The sequence below is a fragment of the Paracoccus actinidiae genome (genome assembly GCF_030863885.1).
GTDB lineage: Bacteria > Pseudomonadota > Alphaproteobacteria > Rhodobacterales > Rhodobacteraceae > Paracoccus > Paracoccus everestensis.
Map to the genome: position 1 here is coordinate 973,838 of NZ_CP132956.1, position 18,140 is coordinate 991,977.

Here is an 18,140-nt window from a genome sequence, read left to right on the forward strand (position 1 = left end):
TGTTAGCGGAATTCGCAGATGATCGGATCGAAGGAGTGATTCGGAAGTGCAACTTCACGCGACCACAATCTCTATTAATGGCACTGGCTTGATGATCCTGGGACCGTCCGGTTCGGGAAAGTCGACGCTTGCCTTGGACCTTATGGCGGTGGGTGCGATGCTGGTGGCTGACGACCGAACCGACCTGTGCCGCAAGGGTGTTGAAATCGTTGCGAGTTGTCCCCCTGCCTTATCGGGCCGGATCGAGGCGCGCGGGATCGGTATCCTGCGCGCGGACCCTGCCGGGCCTGTCACGGTCGCGCAGGTGGTCGATCTGGGGGCTGCGGCTGGGGATCGGCTGCCACAGTCGCGCATCTATGACGTGCTGGGGGTGGGCTTGCCCCTTGTCACAGGGCCTTATCGACCGCATCTTCATGCTGCGCTGCGGCAGCTTTTGCTGGGCGGGCGTGTCGCATGACGGACGGTCCGCATCCTTTTCAGGCAGGAAAGATGGTCGCCTTGACCGAAGATTCCACCAAGACCCCTGTTGACCCTGCCGTCCCGTCGGACGGGACGCAGCGGCTGGTTCTGGTCACAGGCCCGTCGGGCGCAGGCCGGTCCACCGCCATCAACGTGCTGGAAGACCTGGGTTTCGAGGCCATTGACAACCTGCCCTTGTCGCTGATCCCGCGCTTGCTGGATGGTCCCAGCCGTCCTGAACCGCTGGCCCTTGGCCTGGATGTGCGCAACCGCGACTTTTCGGCCAGCAATGTGATCGAGCTGATCGACCGGCTGACCCGTGACCCTCGCTATGCGCCCGAGGTGCTGTTCCTGGACTGCGCCCCAGAGGTGCTGGAACGCCGTTACAACGAAACCCGCCGCCGTCATCCGTTGTCTCCCGACAGCGGGCCTGCGACAGGCGTCATGGCGGAAATCGACCTGTTGCAGCCGATCCGGGTGCGCGCCGACGTGCTGGTGGATACGTCGGACCTGTCGCCCCACGATCTGAAGGCGGAACTGACGCGGTGGTTCGACATCCGGCCTGATGGCAGGCTGACCGTCTCCTTGCACTCCTTCAGCTATAAGCGCGGCGTGCCGCGCGGCATCGACATGATGTTCGATTGCCGCTTCCTGACCAATCCCCACTGGGAACCGGCCCTGCGTCCCCTAACCGGGCGCGAAGCCGCGGTTCAGGATCATGTGGCGGGTGATTCGCGATTCGCGGAATTCCTGGATCGCGTATGCGAAATGATATTGTTTCTGTTGCCCGCCTATGTTGAGGAAGGAAAATCTCATCTTTCGGTCGGTTTTGGATGCACGGGCGGGCAACACCGTTCCGTCACTTTGGCTGAAATGGTGGCTGCCGTGCTTGCTAAGGCGGGCTGGCCGGTGTCAATAAGGCATAGGGAACTTGAACGTCGCATTCCGGCGCCGTCTTCCCTGGGGGATGCCGCGTGCATTCCCCAGGAAACGGTCCGGCTGCGCGGTTTTGAACGTGGTGGAACGCGTTGATTGGAATCGTGATCGTGGCGCATGGCGGCCTTGCCAGGGAATACCTGTTGGCGGTCGAACATGTGGTTGGTCCGCAAAGCGGTATTGCAGCCGTCGCGATCGAGGATGATCACGACCGCGCGGCCAAGACGGCGGAAATTCAGGCGGCCGCCAATTCGGTGGACGACGGCAATGGCGTGGTGGTGGTGACGGACCTGTTCGGGGGATCCCCCTCGAACCTGTCGCTGCCTGCCTGCGCGATGCGCGACCGCACCATCCTGTATGGTGCCAACCTGCCGATGCTGGTGAAGCTGGCCAAGTCGCGGCACCTGCCGGTGCCCGATGCCGTGGCTTTCGCCAAGGAAGCCGGACGCAAATACATCAACTCCTATAATGTCCCGGTCGAGGCGGCGTTCGACACGGGTTCCCGTTTCGGATGACGGGGCCGATCACGCGCCGGCTGGCCATCATCAATGAAAAGGGCCTGCACGCCCGAGCCAGCGCGAAATTCGTCGATCTGGTCGAACGCTTTGACGCACAAGCTCAGGTGGAAAAGGATGGCATGGCCGTCTCAGGGGATTCGATCATGGGTCTTCTGATGCTGACCGCGCCGCGCGGCAGCCAGATCACCGTCACGACCAGTGGCCGCGAGGCCGCAGCCCTGGCTGACGCCCTGGAAGCCCTGGTGTCGGATTATTTCGGCGAAGGCATGTGAAGCGCCAGGATCCCGTGCCCGACCGCAAGACCTATCATCACGGCAATCTGCGCCAGGCCCTTGTCGACGCCACGGCCCTGCTGATCCAGGAAACCGGCCCCCTTGCCTTTACCTTGTCCGAAGCCGCGCGCAGGGCGGGCGTTTCCCCCGCAGCTCCGTATCGTCATTTCAAAGGGCGCGACGATCTGCTGGAAGAAGTGGCCAGGCAGGGATTTGTCGATTTCGGCGAACGGCTGGAACGCGCCTTTGACGGGGGCCGGCCTCGTCCGCTGACCGCCTTCATGCGCATGGGCCAGTCCTATCTGGACTTTGCCGCCGAGCGGCCGGGATATTACATGGCGATGTTCGAATCCGGGATTTCCATCGCCGGGAATGCCGATCTGTCGGCAGCATCCGAACGGGCGCAGCGGGTGCTGATCGACGCGGCTGAAACCATGGCCGAACGCCTTCCCCCTGATCGCCGCCCGCCCGCCCGGATGGTGGCAAACCACATCTGGGCGCTAAGCCATGGCGTGGTCGAACTGTTCTCTCGCGGCAAGCCCGGCGGGCGCAGCCCCGTCGGCCCGTCCGAGATGCTGGAAAGCGGCGCCATCATCTATCTGCGGGGGCTTGGCCTGATCGGCGAATAATTTTCGGGCAGCCGCTTGACGCTCCGCTGTCTCCACCCATCTATGTAAATGTGATTAACATTAACATGGAGGTTCCCTGGATGCACAGTGCATCATCCCGAATGCCCGCCTATCCGATGTCCTCGCGCGCGGCGGGACTGCTGTCCCGCGCCCGCGACTGGCTGGATGCGCGCGGCAAGGCGGCCTGGATCGTCGCCATGATCCTCGGCTTTGTTGCCTTCTGGCCTGTTGGACTTGCCCTTCTAGGCTATATGATCTGGAGCAAACGCATGTTTGGTTGTAGCAACCGTCAGTCGCGCGTCCGCTATTACGCGCCCACCACCGGCAACAGCGCCTTTGATGCCTATCGCGAGGAAACGCTGAAGCGGCTGGAGGATGAGCACCGCGAGTTCGTGGACTTCCTGCAAAAGCTGCGCGAGGCCAAGGACAAGGCCGAATTCGACCAGTTCATGCAGAACCGCGGCGAAAAGACCGAGGCACAATAACGAAAAAGGGCCGGGACGACCGGCCCTTTCCTTATTCCCCGCGCGGGAACCGCTGGCTTTCCTCCAGCACGTTCAGGTCCATGTGGTTGCGCATATATCGCTCGGACGCCAGTTGCAGCGGCTGATGGTCCCAGGGGTAATAGGCCCCGTTGCGCAACGCCTCATAGACGATCCAGCGACGGGCCTGGGACTGGCGCACCTCGGCGTCATAGGCGTCCAGATCCCAGTGCTGCATGGCCATGGCGCGCAGATGCCCCACCGTGATAGCGTGATCGGGATCGCCCGCAAGGTTCAGGCGCTCTGCCGGGTCAGTTTCCAGATCGAACAGCATCTCGGGATCGGCGTTGCAGGCAACATATTTCCACCGACCGTCCCGAAGCGCGATCATGGGCGACACGCTGCCCTCGGCCGCATATTCCATCGGCACCGGCCCACGCGCCGCATTGCCTGCCAAAGACCGGCCGTCCGTCCAAGGTGCAATCTCGTCCATCGACAGGCCTGCCAGGTCGCAAAGTGTCGGCAGCACGTCGATGGTGCTGACCGGCTGGTCCACGCGTCCTGGCGCCATGCCCGGCGCCGCGATCATCAGCGGCACGCGGGCGGACGCCTCGAAGAAGCTCATCTTGAACCACATCCCGCGCTCGCCCAGCATCTCTCCGTGGTCGGACAGGAACAGAACGATCGCGTCCTGCCGGGTGCGGTCCAGCACGTCCAGAATTTCGCCGATCTTTTCGTCAACATAGGTGATGTTGGCGAAATATCCCTGCCGGGCGCGGCGGATATGGTCGGGCGTGATCTCAAGCGCGCGCCAGTCGCAGGCATCCATCAGCCGCTGCGAATGGGGATCCATGTCGTCATAGGGGATGGCGGCAGGCGGCTCAAGCTCGGGAATGCCCTCGTACAGATCCCAGTATTTGCGGCGCGCCACAAAGGGGTCGTGCGGATGGGTAAAGCTGACCGTCAGGCACCAGGGACGGTAGTCCTTGCCGCGCGAGAGGTCATAGATCTTGCGGCAAGCGTTGAAGGCCACCTCGTCGTCGTATTCATACTGGTTGGTGATTTCCGCCACCCCGGCGCCGGTGACGGAACCGAGGTTGTGATACCACCAGTCGATCCGTTCGCCCGGCTTGCGGTAATCGGGCGTCCAGCCAAAATCGGCGGGATAGATGTCGGTCGTCAACCGTTCCTCGAACCCGTGCAACTGGTCGGGCCCGACGAAATGCATCTTACCCGACAGGCTGGTCTGGTATCCGCCCCGGCGCAGATGATGGGCATAGGTCGGGATGTCGGATGCAAACTCCGCCGCGTTGTCATAGACCCGCGTCCGGCGCGGCAACTGCCCCGACATGAAGCTGGCCCGCGCGGGGGCGCAAAGCGGGCTGCCGGTATAGGTGTTGGCAAAGCGCGTCGACCGTTCGGCCAGCCGACGCAGGTTCGGCGTGTGCAGGAAGGAGGCAGGGCCGTCGGGGAAAAGCACCCCCGACAGCTGGTCCACCATCAGAATCAGGATATTCGGATTCAAGGTCTTATCCGGCAACCGCCGCCTTCACCGCATCCCCGCCCGGCTGGCCGTCCAGCGTGGTCACGCCCTCCAGCCAAGCGTCCGCAGCCTGAGGATTTTCGGCCAGCCATTCCCTGGCGGCGTCCTTGGCGTCCATGCCGTCATCCAGGATCTTGCCCATCAGCACGTTTTCCATCGGCACGTCGAAGACCAGCTGGCTGAACAGCTTGGCGGCATTCGGGCACGCCGCGACCCATTCCTTGCGCGCAAGCGTATGCACGGTCGCCCCGCCGAAGTCCGGCCCGAACTGCGCGTCGCCGCCCGACAGATAGGTGATCTCGATCGCCTCGTTCATGGGATGGGGCGCCCAGGCCAGGAACACGACCGGCGTATCGCCGCTGCGCGTGACCTGGGCCAGCATCGCCTGTTCGCCCGATTCCACCAGTTCCCAATCGCCCAGGCCGAAATCGTCGTTCTCGATCATCGTCTGGATGGACTGGTTCGCGGGCGCTCCGGGTTCGATCCCATAGATCTTGCCGCCAAAGGCATCCTTTTGCGCATCCAGGTCGGCAAAATCGGCCACGCCTGCATCGGCGCCCGCCTTGTTGACGGCCAGCGTGAACTTGGCGCCTTCCAGGTTCTGCGTCAGCACGTCGATGGTGCCTGCCGCATCCAGATCGTCGCGGAATTTCTGCTGGGCGGGCATCCAGTTGCCCAGAAAAACGTCGGTTTGGCCGTTCTTCAGCGCCTCGTATCCGACCGGCACCGACAGGGTGGCGATGTCAGGCGTGTAACCAAGCGCCTCCAGCACGACCGCGGCTACGCCGTTTGTCGCGGTAATGTCGGTCCAGCCCGGATCGGAATAGCGCACTGTGGCGCAGGTGGCCGCATCATCGGCGAAAGCGGGCAGGGCCGATGCCGCCAGCATCAGGGCGGCCGTTGTGGTCAGGGCCTTCATCATACTACCTCCTGTGACGTTTTTGGTTATCGGCTCAATCAAGAACGGATTCGCGCCGCCGTCGCGCCTGAATCCGACATGGGGGTGGCATCACCGTGTCGGAACCGGCGTTTCTCCGCGATAGTCATAGAAACCCCGGCCGGTCTTGCGGCCCAACCATCCTGCCTCGACATATTTGGTCAACAGCGGGCAGGGGCGGTACTTGGTGTCGGCCAGGCCGTCATGCAGCACGTTCATGATCGCCAGGCAGGTATCCAGGCCGATGAAGTCGGCCAGTTCCAGCGGACCCATGGGCCAGTTCGCGCCCAGCTTCATGGATTCGTCGATGGATTTGACGTTTCCGACCCCTTCGTACAGCGTATAGACCGCCTCGTTGATCATCGGCATCAGGATGCGGTTGACGATAAAGGCCGGGAAATCCTCGGCGCTGGCGGCGGTCTTGCCTAGGCGTTCCACCACCTCGTGCAAGGTCTTGTATGTCGCCTCGTCCGTGGCAATGCCGCGGATCAGTTCGACCAGCTGCATGATCGGGACGGGGTTCATGAAGTGAAATCCCATGAACTTTTCCGGCCGGTCGGTGCGGCTTGCCAGTCGCGTGATCGAGATCGAGGATGTGTTCGAGGTCAGGATCGTGTCAGGCTTCAGGTGCGGCACCAGATCCTCGAAGATCGCCTGCTTGACGGTTTCGCGCTCGGTCGCGGCCTCGATCACCAGGTCGGTCCGGCCCAGGTCGGCCAGCCGCAGCGTGGTGCGGATGCGGGCCATGGCAGCTTTCTTGGTCTCGGCGTTGATTTTGTCGCGGCTGACCTGGCGCTCGAGGTTGCGGTCGATCAGCGCAAGCGCCTTGTCCATCGCCTCCTGGCTGATGTCGGTCATCAGGACATCGTACCCGGCCAAGGCAAAGACATGGGCGATGCCGTTGCCCATCTGCCCCGCTCCGATGATCCCAACCGTTTGAACCGTCATGATTGCCTCGCTGTCTGTTGGGCGGGACGATAGGGCCGGTGCCGCGATGCTGCAATGCAAAACCGCCCCTGGTGGGGGCGGTTGCAGGCTGCGGGATATGTCGGGAACGACCGTCCCCTCAGACTTTCTCGGTCAGTTCCGGCACCAGCTGGAACAGATCCCCCACGAGGCCGTAGTCTGCGATCTGGAAGATGGGGGCTTCCTCGTCCTTGTTGATGGCGACGATGACCTTGCTGTCCTTCATGCCGGCCAGGTGCTGGATCGCGCCCGAGATGCCCACCGCGACGTAAAGCGCCGGCGCCACCACCTTGCCGGTCTGGCCCACCTGCCAGTCGTTGGGGGCATAGCCCGAGTCCACCGCCGCGCGGGACGCGCCCACGGCCGCGCCCAGCTTGTCGGCCAGGGCCTCGATGATCGCGAACTGCTCCTTGGAGCCCACGCCGCGCCCGCCAGACACCACCCGGCCCGCCGCCGTCAGCTCGGGCCGATCAGAGGCCGCCACCTCGTCGCCGATCCAGGACGACAGGTTTGGGTCATCAGCCAGGCTCGCGTCGCTGATGGGGGCGCTGTTGCCCGTGCCCGCCGCCTCGAAGCTGGCGGTGCGGATGGTCATGACCTTCTTCGGGTCGTGCGAGCGCACCGTCTGGATGGCGTTGCCGGCATAAACCGGGCGCTCGAAGGTGTCGGCGTCGATCACCTTGGACACCTCGGGGATCACCATCACGTCGAGCATCGCCGCCACGCGCGGCATCACGTTCTTGGCGTCCGTGGTGGCAGGCGCTGCGATGTGGTCGAACTCACCCGCCAAGGCGGCCAGCAGGGCTGCGGTGGGTTCGGCCAGGCGGTGGCCATAGCGGGCATCCTCGGCCACCAGCACCTTTTCGACGCCGGCAATGGTCGCGGCCTCGGCCGCCGCATCCTTGGCATGGGCGCCCGCGCACAGCACCGTCACCGCGCCAAGCGCCGCCACCGCGCCCACCGCCTTGGCGGTGGCGTCGCGGTTCAGCACCCCGTTGGTCACCTCGCCCAGAAGAAGAACAGCCATCAGATCACCCCCGCTTCTTTCAGCTTCGACACCAGCTCGTCGACCGATCCCACCTTGATGCCCGCCTGCCGGCCCTCGGGCTCGCGGGTGGACAGGATCTCCAGCCGCGGCGTCACGTCCACGCCGTAATCGGCGGCCGTCTTTTCCTCCAAGGGCTTCTTCTTGGCCTTCATGATGTTGGGCAGGCTGGCATAGCGCGGCTCGTTCAGACGCAGGTCGGCCGTCACGATCGCCGGCAGCGCCACCTCGATGGTCTGCAGCCCGCCGTCCACCTCGCGCGTGACGCGGGCCGCGTCATCCGCGATCTCGAGCTTGGAGGCAAAGGTCGCCTGGCCCCAGCCCAAAAGCGCCGCCAGCATCTGCCCGGTGGCGTTCATGTCGTTGTCGATGGCCTGCTTGCCCGCGATCACCAGGCGCGGCTGTTCCGCATCCACAACGGCCTTGAGGATCTTGGCCACCGCCAGCGGCTCGATGTCGGTGTTCACGTCGTCGGAGGCCACCACAAGGATCGCCCGGTCCGCCCCCATCGCAAGCGCGGTGCGCAGCGTCTCGGCCGCCTGCTTCACGCCGATGGACACCACCACGACCTCCGCGGCCGCGCCCTTCTCCTTCAGCCGGATCGCTTCCTCGACCGCAATCTCGTCAAAGGGGTTCATCGACATCTTCACATTGGCCAGGTCAACCCCAGACCCGTCCGCCCGAACCCGAGCCTTCACGTTGTAGTCAATCACCCGCTTCACGGGAACTAGGATCTTCATGGGCTACGCTCTCCCTTGTCTTCACGTGTTGGGGGCAGTGTTAGCGACGGATCGACACGGTTTACAATATAAAAGCGTCCCTCGACGCTGCGTTTGCGCCAGCATCCGGCACGCGAAACGCTTTCAGCGGCTGCTCCCCGGCACCCACAGGATATCGTCGGCTCCGCCGTTGTTGGCGACACGGGCTGCCACGAACAGCCAGTCCGACAGGCGGTTCAGGTAACGGATCGCCGCCCCGTTCACGTCGCCGCCGACAGCCAGGTCCGTTGCGCAGCGTTCCGCCCGGCGGGCTACGGTGCGCGAAAGGTGCAGATGCGCCGACAAGACGGAACCGCCCGGCAGGATGAAGCTGCGCAGCGGGTCGAGGTCGGCGTTCATCGCGTCGATCTCCGCCTCCAAGCGGGCAACCTGGCTGTCGATGATGCGCAGGACGGGATGGCCCGCCTGGGCATCAGCGGCCAGGTTCGGACGGGCCAGATCCGCGCCAAGGTCGAACAGGTCGTTCTGGATCACGGCAAGTGGCCCTTCCAGATCGCCGGCCGCGTGCAGGCGGCACAGGCCCAGCGTCGCGTTCAATTCATCCACGGTGCCATAGGCCTCGACCCGGGGATCGTGCTTGGCGACGCGCGTGCCGTCGGACAGCCCGGTATCGCCCCCATCGCCCGTGCGGGTATAGATCCTGTTCAGAACAACCATCAGCGGCCCCCCAGCCAAACGAACAGCATGATCAGCGCCACCGCCACCGCCTGCGCGATCAGGCGCCATCGCATCATCCGGTTGCCGTGCTTGCGGTTCCAGTCACCGCCCTTTGCAAAGCCGCCGATCCCGGTGGCAAGGATCGCCAGCACCGCCAGCATCGCCAACGCAATCACATAGAACAGGGGTTCGTCCGTCATGCTGCCGCCTTTCGTTGGTCCGGACCCTAGCCGTGGCGCGCGAACCAGTCCAGTGCGCGCGTCGGCAACAGCCGGCGCGCGGTGCCCGACATCCAGGTCGGCGTTGTGACATAATACCGCGGGCGGGGCCGGGATGCCGTCAGCGCGTGGACGATCCGGTCGCTGACGGCGGATGGCGGCAGCTCGAAACGGTCCTTGCCGCCGGGTTCGTACAGCCGTTTCAGCAGGGTCGCGCGATATTCGTCCGCGCGGGCGCTGTCTTGCCAGTTCACCCATCGTTCGAAATGGGGGATGGCATTGGCGCGGATGCGGCTGGCGATGGGACCGGGTTCGATAAGGATGATCCTGACCGGGGTGTCTGCCATTTCCAGCCGCAGCACGTCAGTCAGCCCTTCAAGCGCGAATTTCGTCGCGACATAGGGACCGCTCCAGCGGATGCCGATCAGTCCCAGGACCGAGCTAATATTGACGACCCGCCCGCCGTTTTGACGAAAATGCGGGATCATGCGGACGGTCAGGTCGTGGGTGCCGAACAGGTTGGTTTCAAAGATGTCGCGCAAGGCGCCGCGCGGCATATCTTCGACCGCGCCGGGCAGGGCGAAGGCGGCATTGTTGACAAGCGCGTCCAGCTGGCCGCCCGCCAGCACCTGGTCGGCCAGCCGCGCCACGCTGTCGCCATCCGACAGTTCCAGGTGGTGGCATTCCATCCCCTCGGCCCGGCGGGCGGCGATATCGGCATCCTTGCGGCAGGTCGCCACGACCTGCCAGCCGATCCGCTGCATCCGGCGGGCAGCGTCCAGTCCGATGCCGGACGAGCAGCCGGTGATCAGGACGCGTTTCCTCACGGGGCGGTGGCCGACAGAAAGCGGCCCGCGACGTAACCCGTGCGGCCATCGGCGTCACGAACATTGACCCATTCGCCATCCTGAGGCCCGAGCGCCTGCACCCCCGTGCCGCGTTCCAAGGCGGTCACGACCCGGTCCCCTGTCGAGGGTCCGGCGCGGACATTCACCCGGTCGCCAGTGACATACAAGACCGGACCATCGGCAACCGCCACCGGTTCAGGCGTCGTTTCCCCCGCATATTCGGGCGACGGTTGCAGCATGGGCCCGGGAAAACGCTGGACCTGCTCGGGCGTTTGCGATTCGGCCTGCACGACGGCGGCGGCGGGGGTCGCCTGCGGTTCGGGGACGGCAGGCGATGCGGCCCCGGCATCCAGGGCGGCAGGCTGTGGTGGGGGCACGGGACGGCGGTCGGCACGAAGGTTGCCGTCCCCCCAGACCAACAGGATCACGAACAGGCCCGCCAAGGTCGCCAATAGCAGCGCGCCCAGTCTGATCATGCCTTGCCCCCGCCGGTCCTTGCGGACCTTGTTACCCTATGATGCCTCGCAACGCCAACGGCGGCACTGGCGTTCCAACGGATTCCCGCTGGACCGCGCGCCCGTCGCGCCCTATCTGAGTGCCCATGTCCAGCCTGCCCATCGACCCCGACGACAATACCCAGACCGAGCCGTTGAGCCGCGCCATCGGCGAGCGGTATCTGACCTATGCCTTGTCCACGATCATGCACCGGGCGCTGCCCGATGCGCGCGACGGGCTGAAGCCGGTGCATCGCCGCATCCTGTATGCGATGCGCGAATTGCGGCTGGCGCCCAACGGGGCGTTCCGCAAGTCGGCCAAAATCACCGGCGACGTGATGGGCAACTATCACCCCCATGGCGACGCCGCGATCTATGACGCCATGGCGCGCCTGGCTCAGGATTTCGCCATGCGCTATCCCCTGGTGAACGGGCAGGGGAACTTTGGCAATATCGACGGGGACAACCCGGCCGCCGCCCGATATACCGAGGCACGGCTGGCGCAAACCTCGGAAAGCCTGATGGAGGGCTTGTCCGAGGATGCGGTGGATTTCCGCCCCAATTACGATGGCACCTTGCAGGAACCCGTGGTCCTGCCGGCGGCATTTCCGAACCTGCTGGCAAATGGCGCATCGGGGATCGCCGTGGGGATGGCAACCAACATCCCGCCCCATAACCTGCACGAGGTGATCGACGCCTGCCTGCACCTGATCAAGACGCCGGACGCACGCGACGACACGCTGGCGGGCATCCTGCAGGGGCCGGATTTCCCCACCGGCGGCGTGATCGTGGAAAACCGCGAAACCATTGCCGAGATTTATCGCACCGGGCGCGGCGCCTTTCGGGTCCGGGCGCGGTGGGCCGTCGAGGATCTGGGCCGCGGGTTGTGGCAGATCGTCGTGACCGAGATCCCTTACCAGGTCCAGAAATCCCGCCTGATCGAACGCCTGGCCGAACTTATCCAGACGCGCAAGATCCCGATCCTGGCCGACGTCCGCGACGAATCCGCCGAAGACATCCGCATCGTCCTGGAGCCAAAGACCCGCACGGTCGATCCCGAACAGCTGATGGGCGCGCTGTTCCGCGTGAGCGACCTGGAACTGCGCTTCAGCATGAACATGAACGTGCTGATCGACGGGCGCGTCCCGAAGGTGTGCAGCCTGAAGGAAGTCCTGCGCGCCTTCCTGGACCACCGCCGGGACGTGCTGGTGCGCCGCGCCAGTTTCCGCCTGGACAAGATCGCCGCCCGGCTGGAGGTGCTGGAAGGCTATCTGATCGCCTATCTGAACCTGGACCGCGTGATCGAGATCATCCGCCACGAGGATGATCCCAAGGCGGTGATGATCGCCGAGTTCGCCCTGACCGATGTGCAGGTCGAGGCGATCCTGAACATGCGCCTGCGCGCCCTGCGCAAGCTTGAGGAAATCGAGCTTCGCGCCGAACGCGATGCCTTGCAGGAGGAACGGCAAGCCCTGGAGGCCATGCTGGCGGACGAGCGTGCGCAATGGACCCGCATCAGTGACCTGCTGAAAGAAGTGCGCAATCTGTTCGGCAAGTCGAAGGCCGAGGGCCAGCGCCGCACGCAGATCGCGGAAGCGCAGGACATCGCCCCCCTGGACATGGACTCGATGATCGAGCGCGAGCCGCTGACGGTGATCCTGTCCAAGATGGGCTGGATCCGCGCCATGAAGGGCCACCAGCCGCTGGACGGCGAGGTCAAGTTCAAGGATGGCGACGGACCTGGCATGGCGCTTCATGCGGAAACCACCGACAAGCTGATGGTCTTCGCCAGCAACGGCCGTTTCTATACCCTGCCCGCCAACAGCCTGCCCGGCGGGCGCGGAATGGGCGAACCCCTGCGCCTGATGATCGACCTGCCGAACGAGGCCGAGGTGATCGCCCTGTTCCCCTGGCGCGAGGGCGAACGGTATCTGGTTGCATCCAAGGCGGGGGATGGCTTCATCGTGGGCGCGGGCGACATCCTGGCGCAGACCAAGTCCGGCAAGCAGGTGCTGAACGGGGATGCGCTGCTGTGCCGCCCTGTCGGGGGCGATCATGTCGCCGTGGTTGGAACGAACCGCAAGATGCTGGTCTTTCCCGTGTCCGAGCTGCCCGAGATGTCGCGCGGCAAGGGCGTGCGCTTGCAGAAATACCGCAGCGGCGGCGGCCTGGTGGCCGACGACAGCCTGTCGGACGCGGCCTTCATCACGCTGGCCGACGGGCTGCGCTGGCAGGAAAGCGGTGGCCGAACCCGGACGGAACCCGACCTGACCGCCTGGCTGGGCAAGCGCGCGTCCGCAGGCAGCATGGCCCCGCGCGGCTTTCCGCGGGACAACAAGTTCAACTGACGAAGGGCTTACGCCCTTCGGCGCCCTTTTCTCAGGGAGCTTTGCCCCCCGTCCGCCTTTGGCGGACTCCCCAGGATATTTGATCCAAGATGAAGGACGGCCTCCTGCTGGGCCGGCATGATGCGGCGGGCAGGGGGCTTTCACCTTGGACGGTCATCGGCGTCCCCGCCTGTACCGTGATCCCAGTATGGAAGTGGAACTCTTTCAGCTTGGTTAAAATATCCCCGCCGGAGGCAAGAATTCTTTGCCTGGCCTACAGTCCCGAACCGCCCACGGATCCGAAATATTCCCCGGTGATATAGCTCGCCTCGTCCGATGCCAGCAGCACATAGATCGGCGCCAGTTCCACGGGCTGGCCCGGCCGGCCCAGGGGCTGCGACTTGCCGTGCTCGGCCGCCTTGTCGGTCGGCTGCCCGCCCGAGATTTGAAGCGCCGTCCAGTAGGGGCCAGGACAGACCGCGTTCACGCGAATGCCGCGCGGCGCAAGCTGCTTGGCAAGCGACTGGGCGAAGGCGACATTGGCCGCCTTGGATTGGGCATAGTCGAACAGGTGGTTCGAGGGCGAGAAAGCCTGCACGGACGAGGTGATGATGATCGACGCGCCCGCCTCCAGATGCGGCAGGGCTGCGCGGGTGACCCAGAAGGGGGCATAGACATTGGTCTTGATCGTGGCGTCGAAGGCCTCGGTCGTCAGATCCTCCAGCTTGTCGCAGAACTGCTGGCGGCCCGCATTGTTGACCAGGATGTCCAGCCCGCCCAGGCCCTCGACCGCCCTTGCGACCAGGGCCTTGCAGAAATCCTCGTCCCGCAGGTCGCCGGGAATGGCGATGGCGCGGCGACCCTCGGCCTCGATCAGGGCGATGACCTTGTCAGCGTCTTCCTGTTCGTCGGGCAGATAGTTGATCGCGACATCCGCCCCTTCGCGGGCATAGGCAATGGCGGCCGCCGCGCCGATGCCGCTGTCGCCGCCAGTGATCAGGGCGCGCTTGCCCCTCAGGCGCCCGGTGCCGCGATAGCTGTCCTCGCCGTGGTCGGGCAGCGGGTCCATCCGGCTTGCCAGTCCGGGAAAGGGCTGTTCCTGTTTCGGAAAGTCGGGCCGGGGCAGGCGCGGGCCGCTGATCGCGCCGCTGCGGAAGGTTTGGTCGCTGGTCATGATGGGCTGTCCTTTCAGGTTGCCCTGTCCAACAAGCCCCGTCCGCAAGGGTTCCCGCCTACTGCCGCCGGACCCATTTCCAGCCGTTGATCATCGGCCGGACAAGATCCTCTTGCTTCCAAAACCGGTAAAACGCGATCACCGCCCAGTGCAGCAGCACGAGGATCAGGATCAGATCGGCGCCGCGGTGATGCCATTGCAGCGCCATGCGCGAGGTGGCGGAACTGACCTGCGAAGCCAGCGGCCCGACATTGATGTAATCGTCGGGGTCGGCGAACAGGCCGGTCGTGACCTGCAGGACCAGCACTGCCAGCATTGCCAGGACCGCCAAGGCGCCCACGGGACTGTGTCCGGGCCAGTGGCTGGGCCGGGGGCGGACCATTTCCCGCGCATAGCCCAGAACGGCGCGCGGTCCCCTGACAAAGCGGGTAAACCGCGCGGGGGCCGGACCCACAAAGCCCCAGACCAGCCGGAAGACCAGCAGGGCTATGACCCCATAGCCCAACCAGAAATGCAGCGTCATGTCAGAGGGGCCGATCTTGCCCAGAAGCCAGTTCGAAACGACCAGCAGCGCCAAGGCCCAGTGAAACGCCCGCAGCGCCGGATCCCAGATCCTTTCGCGCTGCGCCGGGCGTCCCGCCATCAATCGGCCTTGCGGTAATTGTCGTGGCAAGCCTTGCAGGCGCCGCCGATCTTTTGCAGCACCGGCCCAAGGTTTTCCTGCCCGCCCTTGACGGCGTCCGGGCTGCCCGCCGCAGCCTCGCCCAAGGCGGCGAACTTGGCGCGGAAATCGTCGGGCTTTTCCCAGATCGCGGGCAGGGCGTCGGAGTCGTCGTTATCTTCGGACGACGTGCCTTCGATGAACAAAGCCGGGGCATCGTATTGCGTCAAGGCGACGATGTTCGCGGCAGCCCTGGTCGCGGCAGCCTCGTCATAAGCGATCTCGCCCTTTGCCATGCCGGAAAGCTGTCCCATGTTGATGCCAAGCATGGTCATGAAGCCGTGCCGCGCCTCGATGGCCTTCTCGGCGGCTTCTTCGGCGGATTGCGCAAGCGCAAGGCCCGGCAAGGCAAGAACAAGGGTGACGGCAAGGGCTTTGACGGGGGTCATGGGCTGGTTCCTTACAAGGACTGGCGATGATGACGACACAACTGTCAGGAAAAGAGTGGCAGGATCAAAAGCCTGGATCAATTGGACTGAAGGGCAATTGCAGATTTGGAAAGGCGGCCCCGAAGGACCGCCTGATCCGTCAATTGTAAAGCTTGGTCACGCCCACCTCGGCATGGATGTCGTTGACCGCCGGGCGGTCCAGCTTCAACGCGCGGGCCAGCCGGTCCAGGTAACGTGCTTCTTCCTCGTGATCCAGGTCGATGGCCAGAAGCGACATCAGGTAAACCTGGGATTCCAGGCCTTGGGGAACTTCGCGGGCCAGGGCCTCTGGGTCCACGGGGGCGGCCATCTGGTCGCGGATGAACTGGCGTTCCTCATCGTCCAGGTCGTCGCCCAGCTTGCCCAGCAGGCGCTGTTTTTCCGCCTCGTCCACGGTGCCGTCGGATTTGGCGGCCTGGATCATCGCGCGCAGCATCAGCCCGGCCACGGCATTCTGTTCCGGGGTGGGCGCGATTTCAGGTTCGTCCTGCTTGACCACGGCATCGTTGAACAACTCGCCAAAGCTGGCATCGTTGGTGGGTTGTGAATCCTTGCGGGCCAGGCTCCCAGCCATGCCGCCCGCGGCCGCACCGCCCAGAAGACCGCCCAGCAGGTCGCCAAGACCCCCGCTGCTGCCCGCGCTGCGGGTCTTGGTGCCGCCGCCAAGCTGGCCCAGCAGATCGCCAAGCCCGCCGCCGCTGCTGCCGCTGGTGCGGGCCTTGTTGGTCAGGCCGTCCAGAAGCCCGCCAAGCCCGCCCGACGCACCACGAGAGTTCGGCCCGCCATAGCGCGATCCGCCGCCCGGGCGTCCTCCGCCCAGAACCTGGCCCAGCATATCGCCCAAACCGCCGCTGCCTTGGCCAGAAGCGGTGTTGTTTCCGAACAGATCGCCCAGAAGCCCGCCTTGGCCGGCGCGGTTCTGCGTGATCCTGTCACCCGGCCTGCCTTGCGGGCGTTGCTGCTGCATGGCCGCGCCCAGGCCCTTGGCAAGAATGACGCCGGCCGCGACACGGCCCAGGGTTTTCATCAGGCTCATCGAACATATCCTCCACTGCCGGGTATGGCCGACAAGGCCATTCCGGTTCGCCCCCGAACAGATATGCGTGCCGAATGGTTCCGCAGGGCGCCCGGAACGGTGCCCCCTTAAGGTGCCGGGGGACGCGCGGGCACCCTTGATTTTCCCCAGTCCTGCTTATACATCGCGGCGCACGTCAATTCGGGGCCGTCTTCGCCATGCCCCGCGATCAGGAGGCCATCATGGCAAAGGCAAAGTTTGAACGGACGAAACCGCATGTCAACATTGGCACGATTGGCCATGTTGACCACGGCAAGACGACGCTGACGGCTGCGATCACGAAGTATTTCGGCGAATTCCGGGCTCGACGATCCGCGTGTGAACCCCAACGGCGGGGCCATTGCGCTCGGCCACCCCCTGGGCATGTCGGGCGCCCGCATCACCGGCACCGCCGCCCTGGAACTGGCCCGCACGGGGGGCCGGCGCGCGCTCGCCACCATGTGCATCGGCGTGGGCCAAGGCATCGCACTGGCCATGGAACGGGTATAGGGAAAACGGCGGGCCGCGCGAACTGCCCGCCGGACTGGATCACACCGCCGTCGCGGTCATCTCGTAGGCGAAGGTCTTGGGGTCCAAGTCGTCCAGCATCCCGCCGTCCGTCTGTCCCTGCGGATACATCAGGAAGGGCAGGGCGCCGCCCGCCGCGCCGGGCAGGGCCACGTCGCTTGCGGTGTTGAAGGCCACCCAGTTGCCTTCCCAGTTGCCATGCAGCGCGGCGTTGACCGGGGCGACCAGCGGATCGGCGGGATCCTTGATCCAGGTCTCGGTCTCGGCGCGCATGACCTTCAGCACATCGGCCGGATCCATGGCGACCCAGCCCAGGCCCGACAGCCAGACCTCGGCCCGGCAATGCTGTGCGCCGGTGACGGTCGGGCTGTTCGCGCCCAACTGCTTGTAGCCAAAGGCCGAGGGCGCGACGCGCACGCCATAGACATCGCGCGCCGGAACGCCCGCCGCACGCACCAGCCCCACGAACAGTCCGTTCAGGTCGGCGCATTTGCCGCCGAAATTCGCCGTGGTCAGCGTGGCCTGGATATCGCCCGACCCGCAGCCCGCCACGTCCATGTCGCGGTGGCAGTTGGCAACGATCCAGGCATAGATTGCCGCGACCTTCTCGCGGTCGGTGGTCGCGCCCTGGGTGATCTGGGCCGCGCGTTCGGCCACGACGCCGTCCAGGGGCTTGAAGCTGGAGCCTTGCAGCGCCGCCTGCAGCACGGCCGGATCCTCGGACACATCGGCGGTTCTTGACCAGTCGATCACGCGGCCGCGCGTCTCGACCCGGCTGACCAGTTCCAACATGGGCTGCGCGGTGCCCGCATCAAAGCGGGCGTGCAGCATCTTCGTGCCGGTCGCGGGATCCGTGACGATCTCGGCCGCGGCGGCATTGCCGGTAAAGGTATCGCTGACCGACCGCTGCCAGTCGGTCTGGACGGACGGCACCGGCAGCCAGACCTGTGCCGGGCCGCCCTGGGCCAGCGTGACGTTGGTGCGCAGGTCGAAGCCCTGCCAGTTGCCCGCCTGGGGCGCATAGGCGGGACCGGCAAGGGCCGGGCGCAGCACCGCAGGCATCAGGGGCAGCAGCCCTGCGGCCAGCGACAGTTTCAACAGCGAACGGCGGGTGGAATGGGGCAT

At 65.2% G+C, this 18,140-nt stretch carries 21 protein-coding genes and 2 pseudogenes; 9 read left to right on the top strand and 14 right to left on the bottom strand.

Annotated elements, in window-relative coordinates:
- Positions 1 to 46 precede the first annotated feature (46 nt).
- The 6 genes from Q5701_RS04950 to Q5701_RS04975 all read left to right on the top strand — a co-directional run bounded on the left by Q5701_RS04950 (position 47) and on the right by Q5701_RS04975 (position 3,299).
- A complete protein-coding gene (locus tag Q5701_RS04950) occupies positions 47 to 457 on the top strand; it encodes an HPr kinase/phosphorylase (protein ID WP_306754076.1) in 411 nt (136 codons plus the stop codon).
- A gap of 32 nt (positions 458 to 489) precedes the next feature.
- On the top strand, positions 490 to 1,491 hold the full coding sequence (gene rapZ, locus Q5701_RS04955) for an RNase adapter RapZ (protein WP_306754078.1): 1,002 nt from the start codon (positions 490 to 492) through the stop codon (positions 1,489 to 1,491).
- Positions 1,488 to 1,910, top strand: coding sequence for a PTS sugar transporter subunit IIA (locus tag Q5701_RS04960; protein WP_306754080.1), 423 nt, complete (start codon positions 1,488 to 1,490; stop codon positions 1,908 to 1,910). Before rapZ ends, Q5701_RS04960 begins: the two co-directional genes overlap by 4 nt.
- A complete protein-coding gene (locus Q5701_RS04965) occupies positions 1,907 to 2,185 on the top strand; it encodes an HPr family phosphocarrier protein (RefSeq protein WP_234853878.1) in 279 nt (92 codons plus the stop codon). The genes Q5701_RS04960 and Q5701_RS04965 overlap by 4 nt, the downstream gene beginning before the upstream one ends.
- On the top strand, positions 2,182 to 2,814 hold the full coding sequence (locus Q5701_RS04970) for a TetR/AcrR family transcriptional regulator (protein WP_306754083.1): 633 nt from the start codon (positions 2,182 to 2,184) through the stop codon (positions 2,812 to 2,814). Before Q5701_RS04965 ends, Q5701_RS04970 begins: the two co-directional genes overlap by 4 nt.
- A gap of 101 nt (positions 2,815 to 2,915) precedes the next feature.
- Positions 2,916 to 3,299: a DUF2852 domain-containing protein gene (locus tag Q5701_RS04975; RefSeq protein ID WP_306754084.1), complete on the top strand. Its 384-nt coding sequence runs from the start codon at positions 2,916 to 2,918 to the stop codon at positions 3,297 to 3,299.
- Between the two features lie 31 nt (positions 3,300 to 3,330).
- On the opposite strand, the gene betC is transcribed toward Q5701_RS04975, so the two are convergent.
- The 9 genes from betC to Q5701_RS05020 form a co-directional block, all read right to left on the bottom strand.
- Entirely contained in the window at positions 3,331 to 4,821 is a 1,491-nt protein-coding gene (betC, locus tag Q5701_RS04980; RefSeq protein WP_373568616.1) for a choline-sulfatase, read from the bottom strand.
- 4 nt (positions 4,822 to 4,825) lie between these two features.
- Positions 4,826 to 5,758: a choline ABC transporter substrate-binding protein gene (gene choX, locus Q5701_RS04985; RefSeq protein ID WP_306755341.1), complete on the bottom strand. Its 933-nt coding sequence runs from the start codon at positions 5,756 to 5,758 to the stop codon at positions 4,826 to 4,828.
- A gap of 90 nt (positions 5,759 to 5,848) precedes the next feature.
- Positions 5,849 to 6,724, bottom strand: coding sequence for a 3-hydroxybutyryl-CoA dehydrogenase (locus Q5701_RS04990; RefSeq protein ID WP_306754086.1), 876 nt, complete (start codon positions 6,722 to 6,724; stop codon positions 5,849 to 5,851).
- A gap of 118 nt (positions 6,725 to 6,842) precedes the next feature.
- Entirely contained in the window at positions 6,843 to 7,769 is a 927-nt protein-coding gene (locus Q5701_RS04995) for an electron transfer flavoprotein subunit alpha/FixB family protein (RefSeq protein ID WP_306754087.1), read from the bottom strand.
- Positions 7,769 to 8,527: an electron transfer flavoprotein subunit beta/FixA family protein gene (locus Q5701_RS05000; protein ID WP_306754088.1), complete on the bottom strand. Its 759-nt coding sequence runs from the start codon at positions 8,525 to 8,527 to the stop codon at positions 7,769 to 7,771. The genes Q5701_RS04995 and Q5701_RS05000 overlap by 1 nt, the downstream gene beginning before the upstream one ends.
- 123 nt (positions 8,528 to 8,650) lie before the next feature.
- Positions 8,651 to 9,223, bottom strand: a complete 573-nt coding sequence (locus tag Q5701_RS05005) for a cob(I)yrinic acid a,c-diamide adenosyltransferase (RefSeq protein ID WP_306754089.1) — start codon at positions 9,221 to 9,223, stop codon at positions 8,651 to 8,653.
- Entirely contained in the window at positions 9,223 to 9,423 is a 201-nt protein-coding gene (locus tag Q5701_RS05010; RefSeq protein ID WP_234853871.1) for a twin transmembrane helix small protein, read from the bottom strand. The genes Q5701_RS05005 and Q5701_RS05010 overlap by 1 nt, the downstream gene beginning before the upstream one ends.
- 26 nt (positions 9,424 to 9,449) lie before the next feature.
- A complete protein-coding gene (locus Q5701_RS05015; RefSeq protein ID WP_306754090.1) occupies positions 9,450 to 10,268 on the bottom strand; it encodes an SDR family NAD(P)-dependent oxidoreductase in 819 nt (272 codons plus the stop codon).
- Positions 10,265 to 10,765 (bottom strand): SH3 domain-containing protein, encoded by a 501-nt coding sequence (locus tag Q5701_RS05020; protein WP_306754091.1) that lies wholly within the window; start codon positions 10,763 to 10,765, stop codon positions 10,265 to 10,267. Before Q5701_RS05020 ends, Q5701_RS05015 begins: the two co-directional genes overlap by 4 nt.
- 125 nt (positions 10,766 to 10,890) lie before the next feature.
- Here Q5701_RS05020 and parC point away from each other — a divergent pair, with 125 nt between their 5' ends.
- A complete protein-coding gene (parC, locus tag Q5701_RS05025) occupies positions 10,891 to 13,131 on the top strand; it encodes a DNA topoisomerase IV subunit A (RefSeq protein ID WP_306754093.1) in 2,241 nt (746 codons plus the stop codon).
- A gap of 253 nt (positions 13,132 to 13,384) precedes the next feature.
- Here the strand turns inward: parC and Q5701_RS05030 are convergent, their stop codons facing one another.
- From Q5701_RS05030 to Q5701_RS05045, 4 genes are all read right to left on the bottom strand, one after another.
- Positions 13,385 to 14,284 carry an SDR family oxidoreductase gene (locus Q5701_RS05030; protein WP_306754094.1) on the bottom strand — a complete coding sequence of 300 codons (900 nt, stop codon included), beginning with the start codon at positions 14,282 to 14,284 and terminating at the stop codon, positions 13,385 to 13,387.
- 58 nt (positions 14,285 to 14,342) lie between these two features.
- Positions 14,343 to 14,927, bottom strand: coding sequence for a cytochrome b/b6 domain-containing protein (locus Q5701_RS05035; protein ID WP_306754096.1), 585 nt, complete (start codon positions 14,925 to 14,927; stop codon positions 14,343 to 14,345).
- The gene (locus Q5701_RS05040; protein WP_234853866.1) at positions 14,927 to 15,394 is read right to left on the bottom strand and encodes a c-type cytochrome; all 468 of its coding nucleotides are present in this window, start codon (positions 15,392 to 15,394) and stop codon (positions 14,927 to 14,929) included. Before Q5701_RS05040 ends, Q5701_RS05035 begins: the two co-directional genes overlap by 1 nt.
- Before the next feature lie 139 nt (positions 15,395 to 15,533).
- On the bottom strand, positions 15,534 to 16,469 hold the full coding sequence (locus Q5701_RS05045; RefSeq protein WP_306754097.1) for a tellurite resistance TerB family protein: 936 nt from the start codon (positions 16,467 to 16,469) through the stop codon (positions 15,534 to 15,536).
- A 221-nt stretch (positions 16,470 to 16,690) separates the two neighbouring features.
- Here Q5701_RS05045 and Q5701_RS05050 point away from each other — a divergent pair.
- Together Q5701_RS05050 and Q5701_RS05055 are read left to right on the top strand one after the other, a co-directional pair.
- Positions 16,691 to 16,813, top strand: a pseudogene (locus Q5701_RS05050) (GTP-binding protein); the annotation flags it as partial.
- 1 nt (position 16,814) lies between these two features.
- Positions 16,815 to 16,997 (top strand): annotated as a pseudogene (locus Q5701_RS05055) (3-oxoadipyl-CoA thiolase); the annotation flags it as partial.
- Between the two features lie 39 nt (positions 16,998 to 17,036).
- Here the strand turns inward: Q5701_RS05055 and Q5701_RS05060 are convergent.
- Entirely contained in the window at positions 17,037 to 18,140 is a 1,104-nt protein-coding gene (locus tag Q5701_RS05060; RefSeq protein ID WP_306754098.1) for a transglutaminase-like domain-containing protein, read from the bottom strand.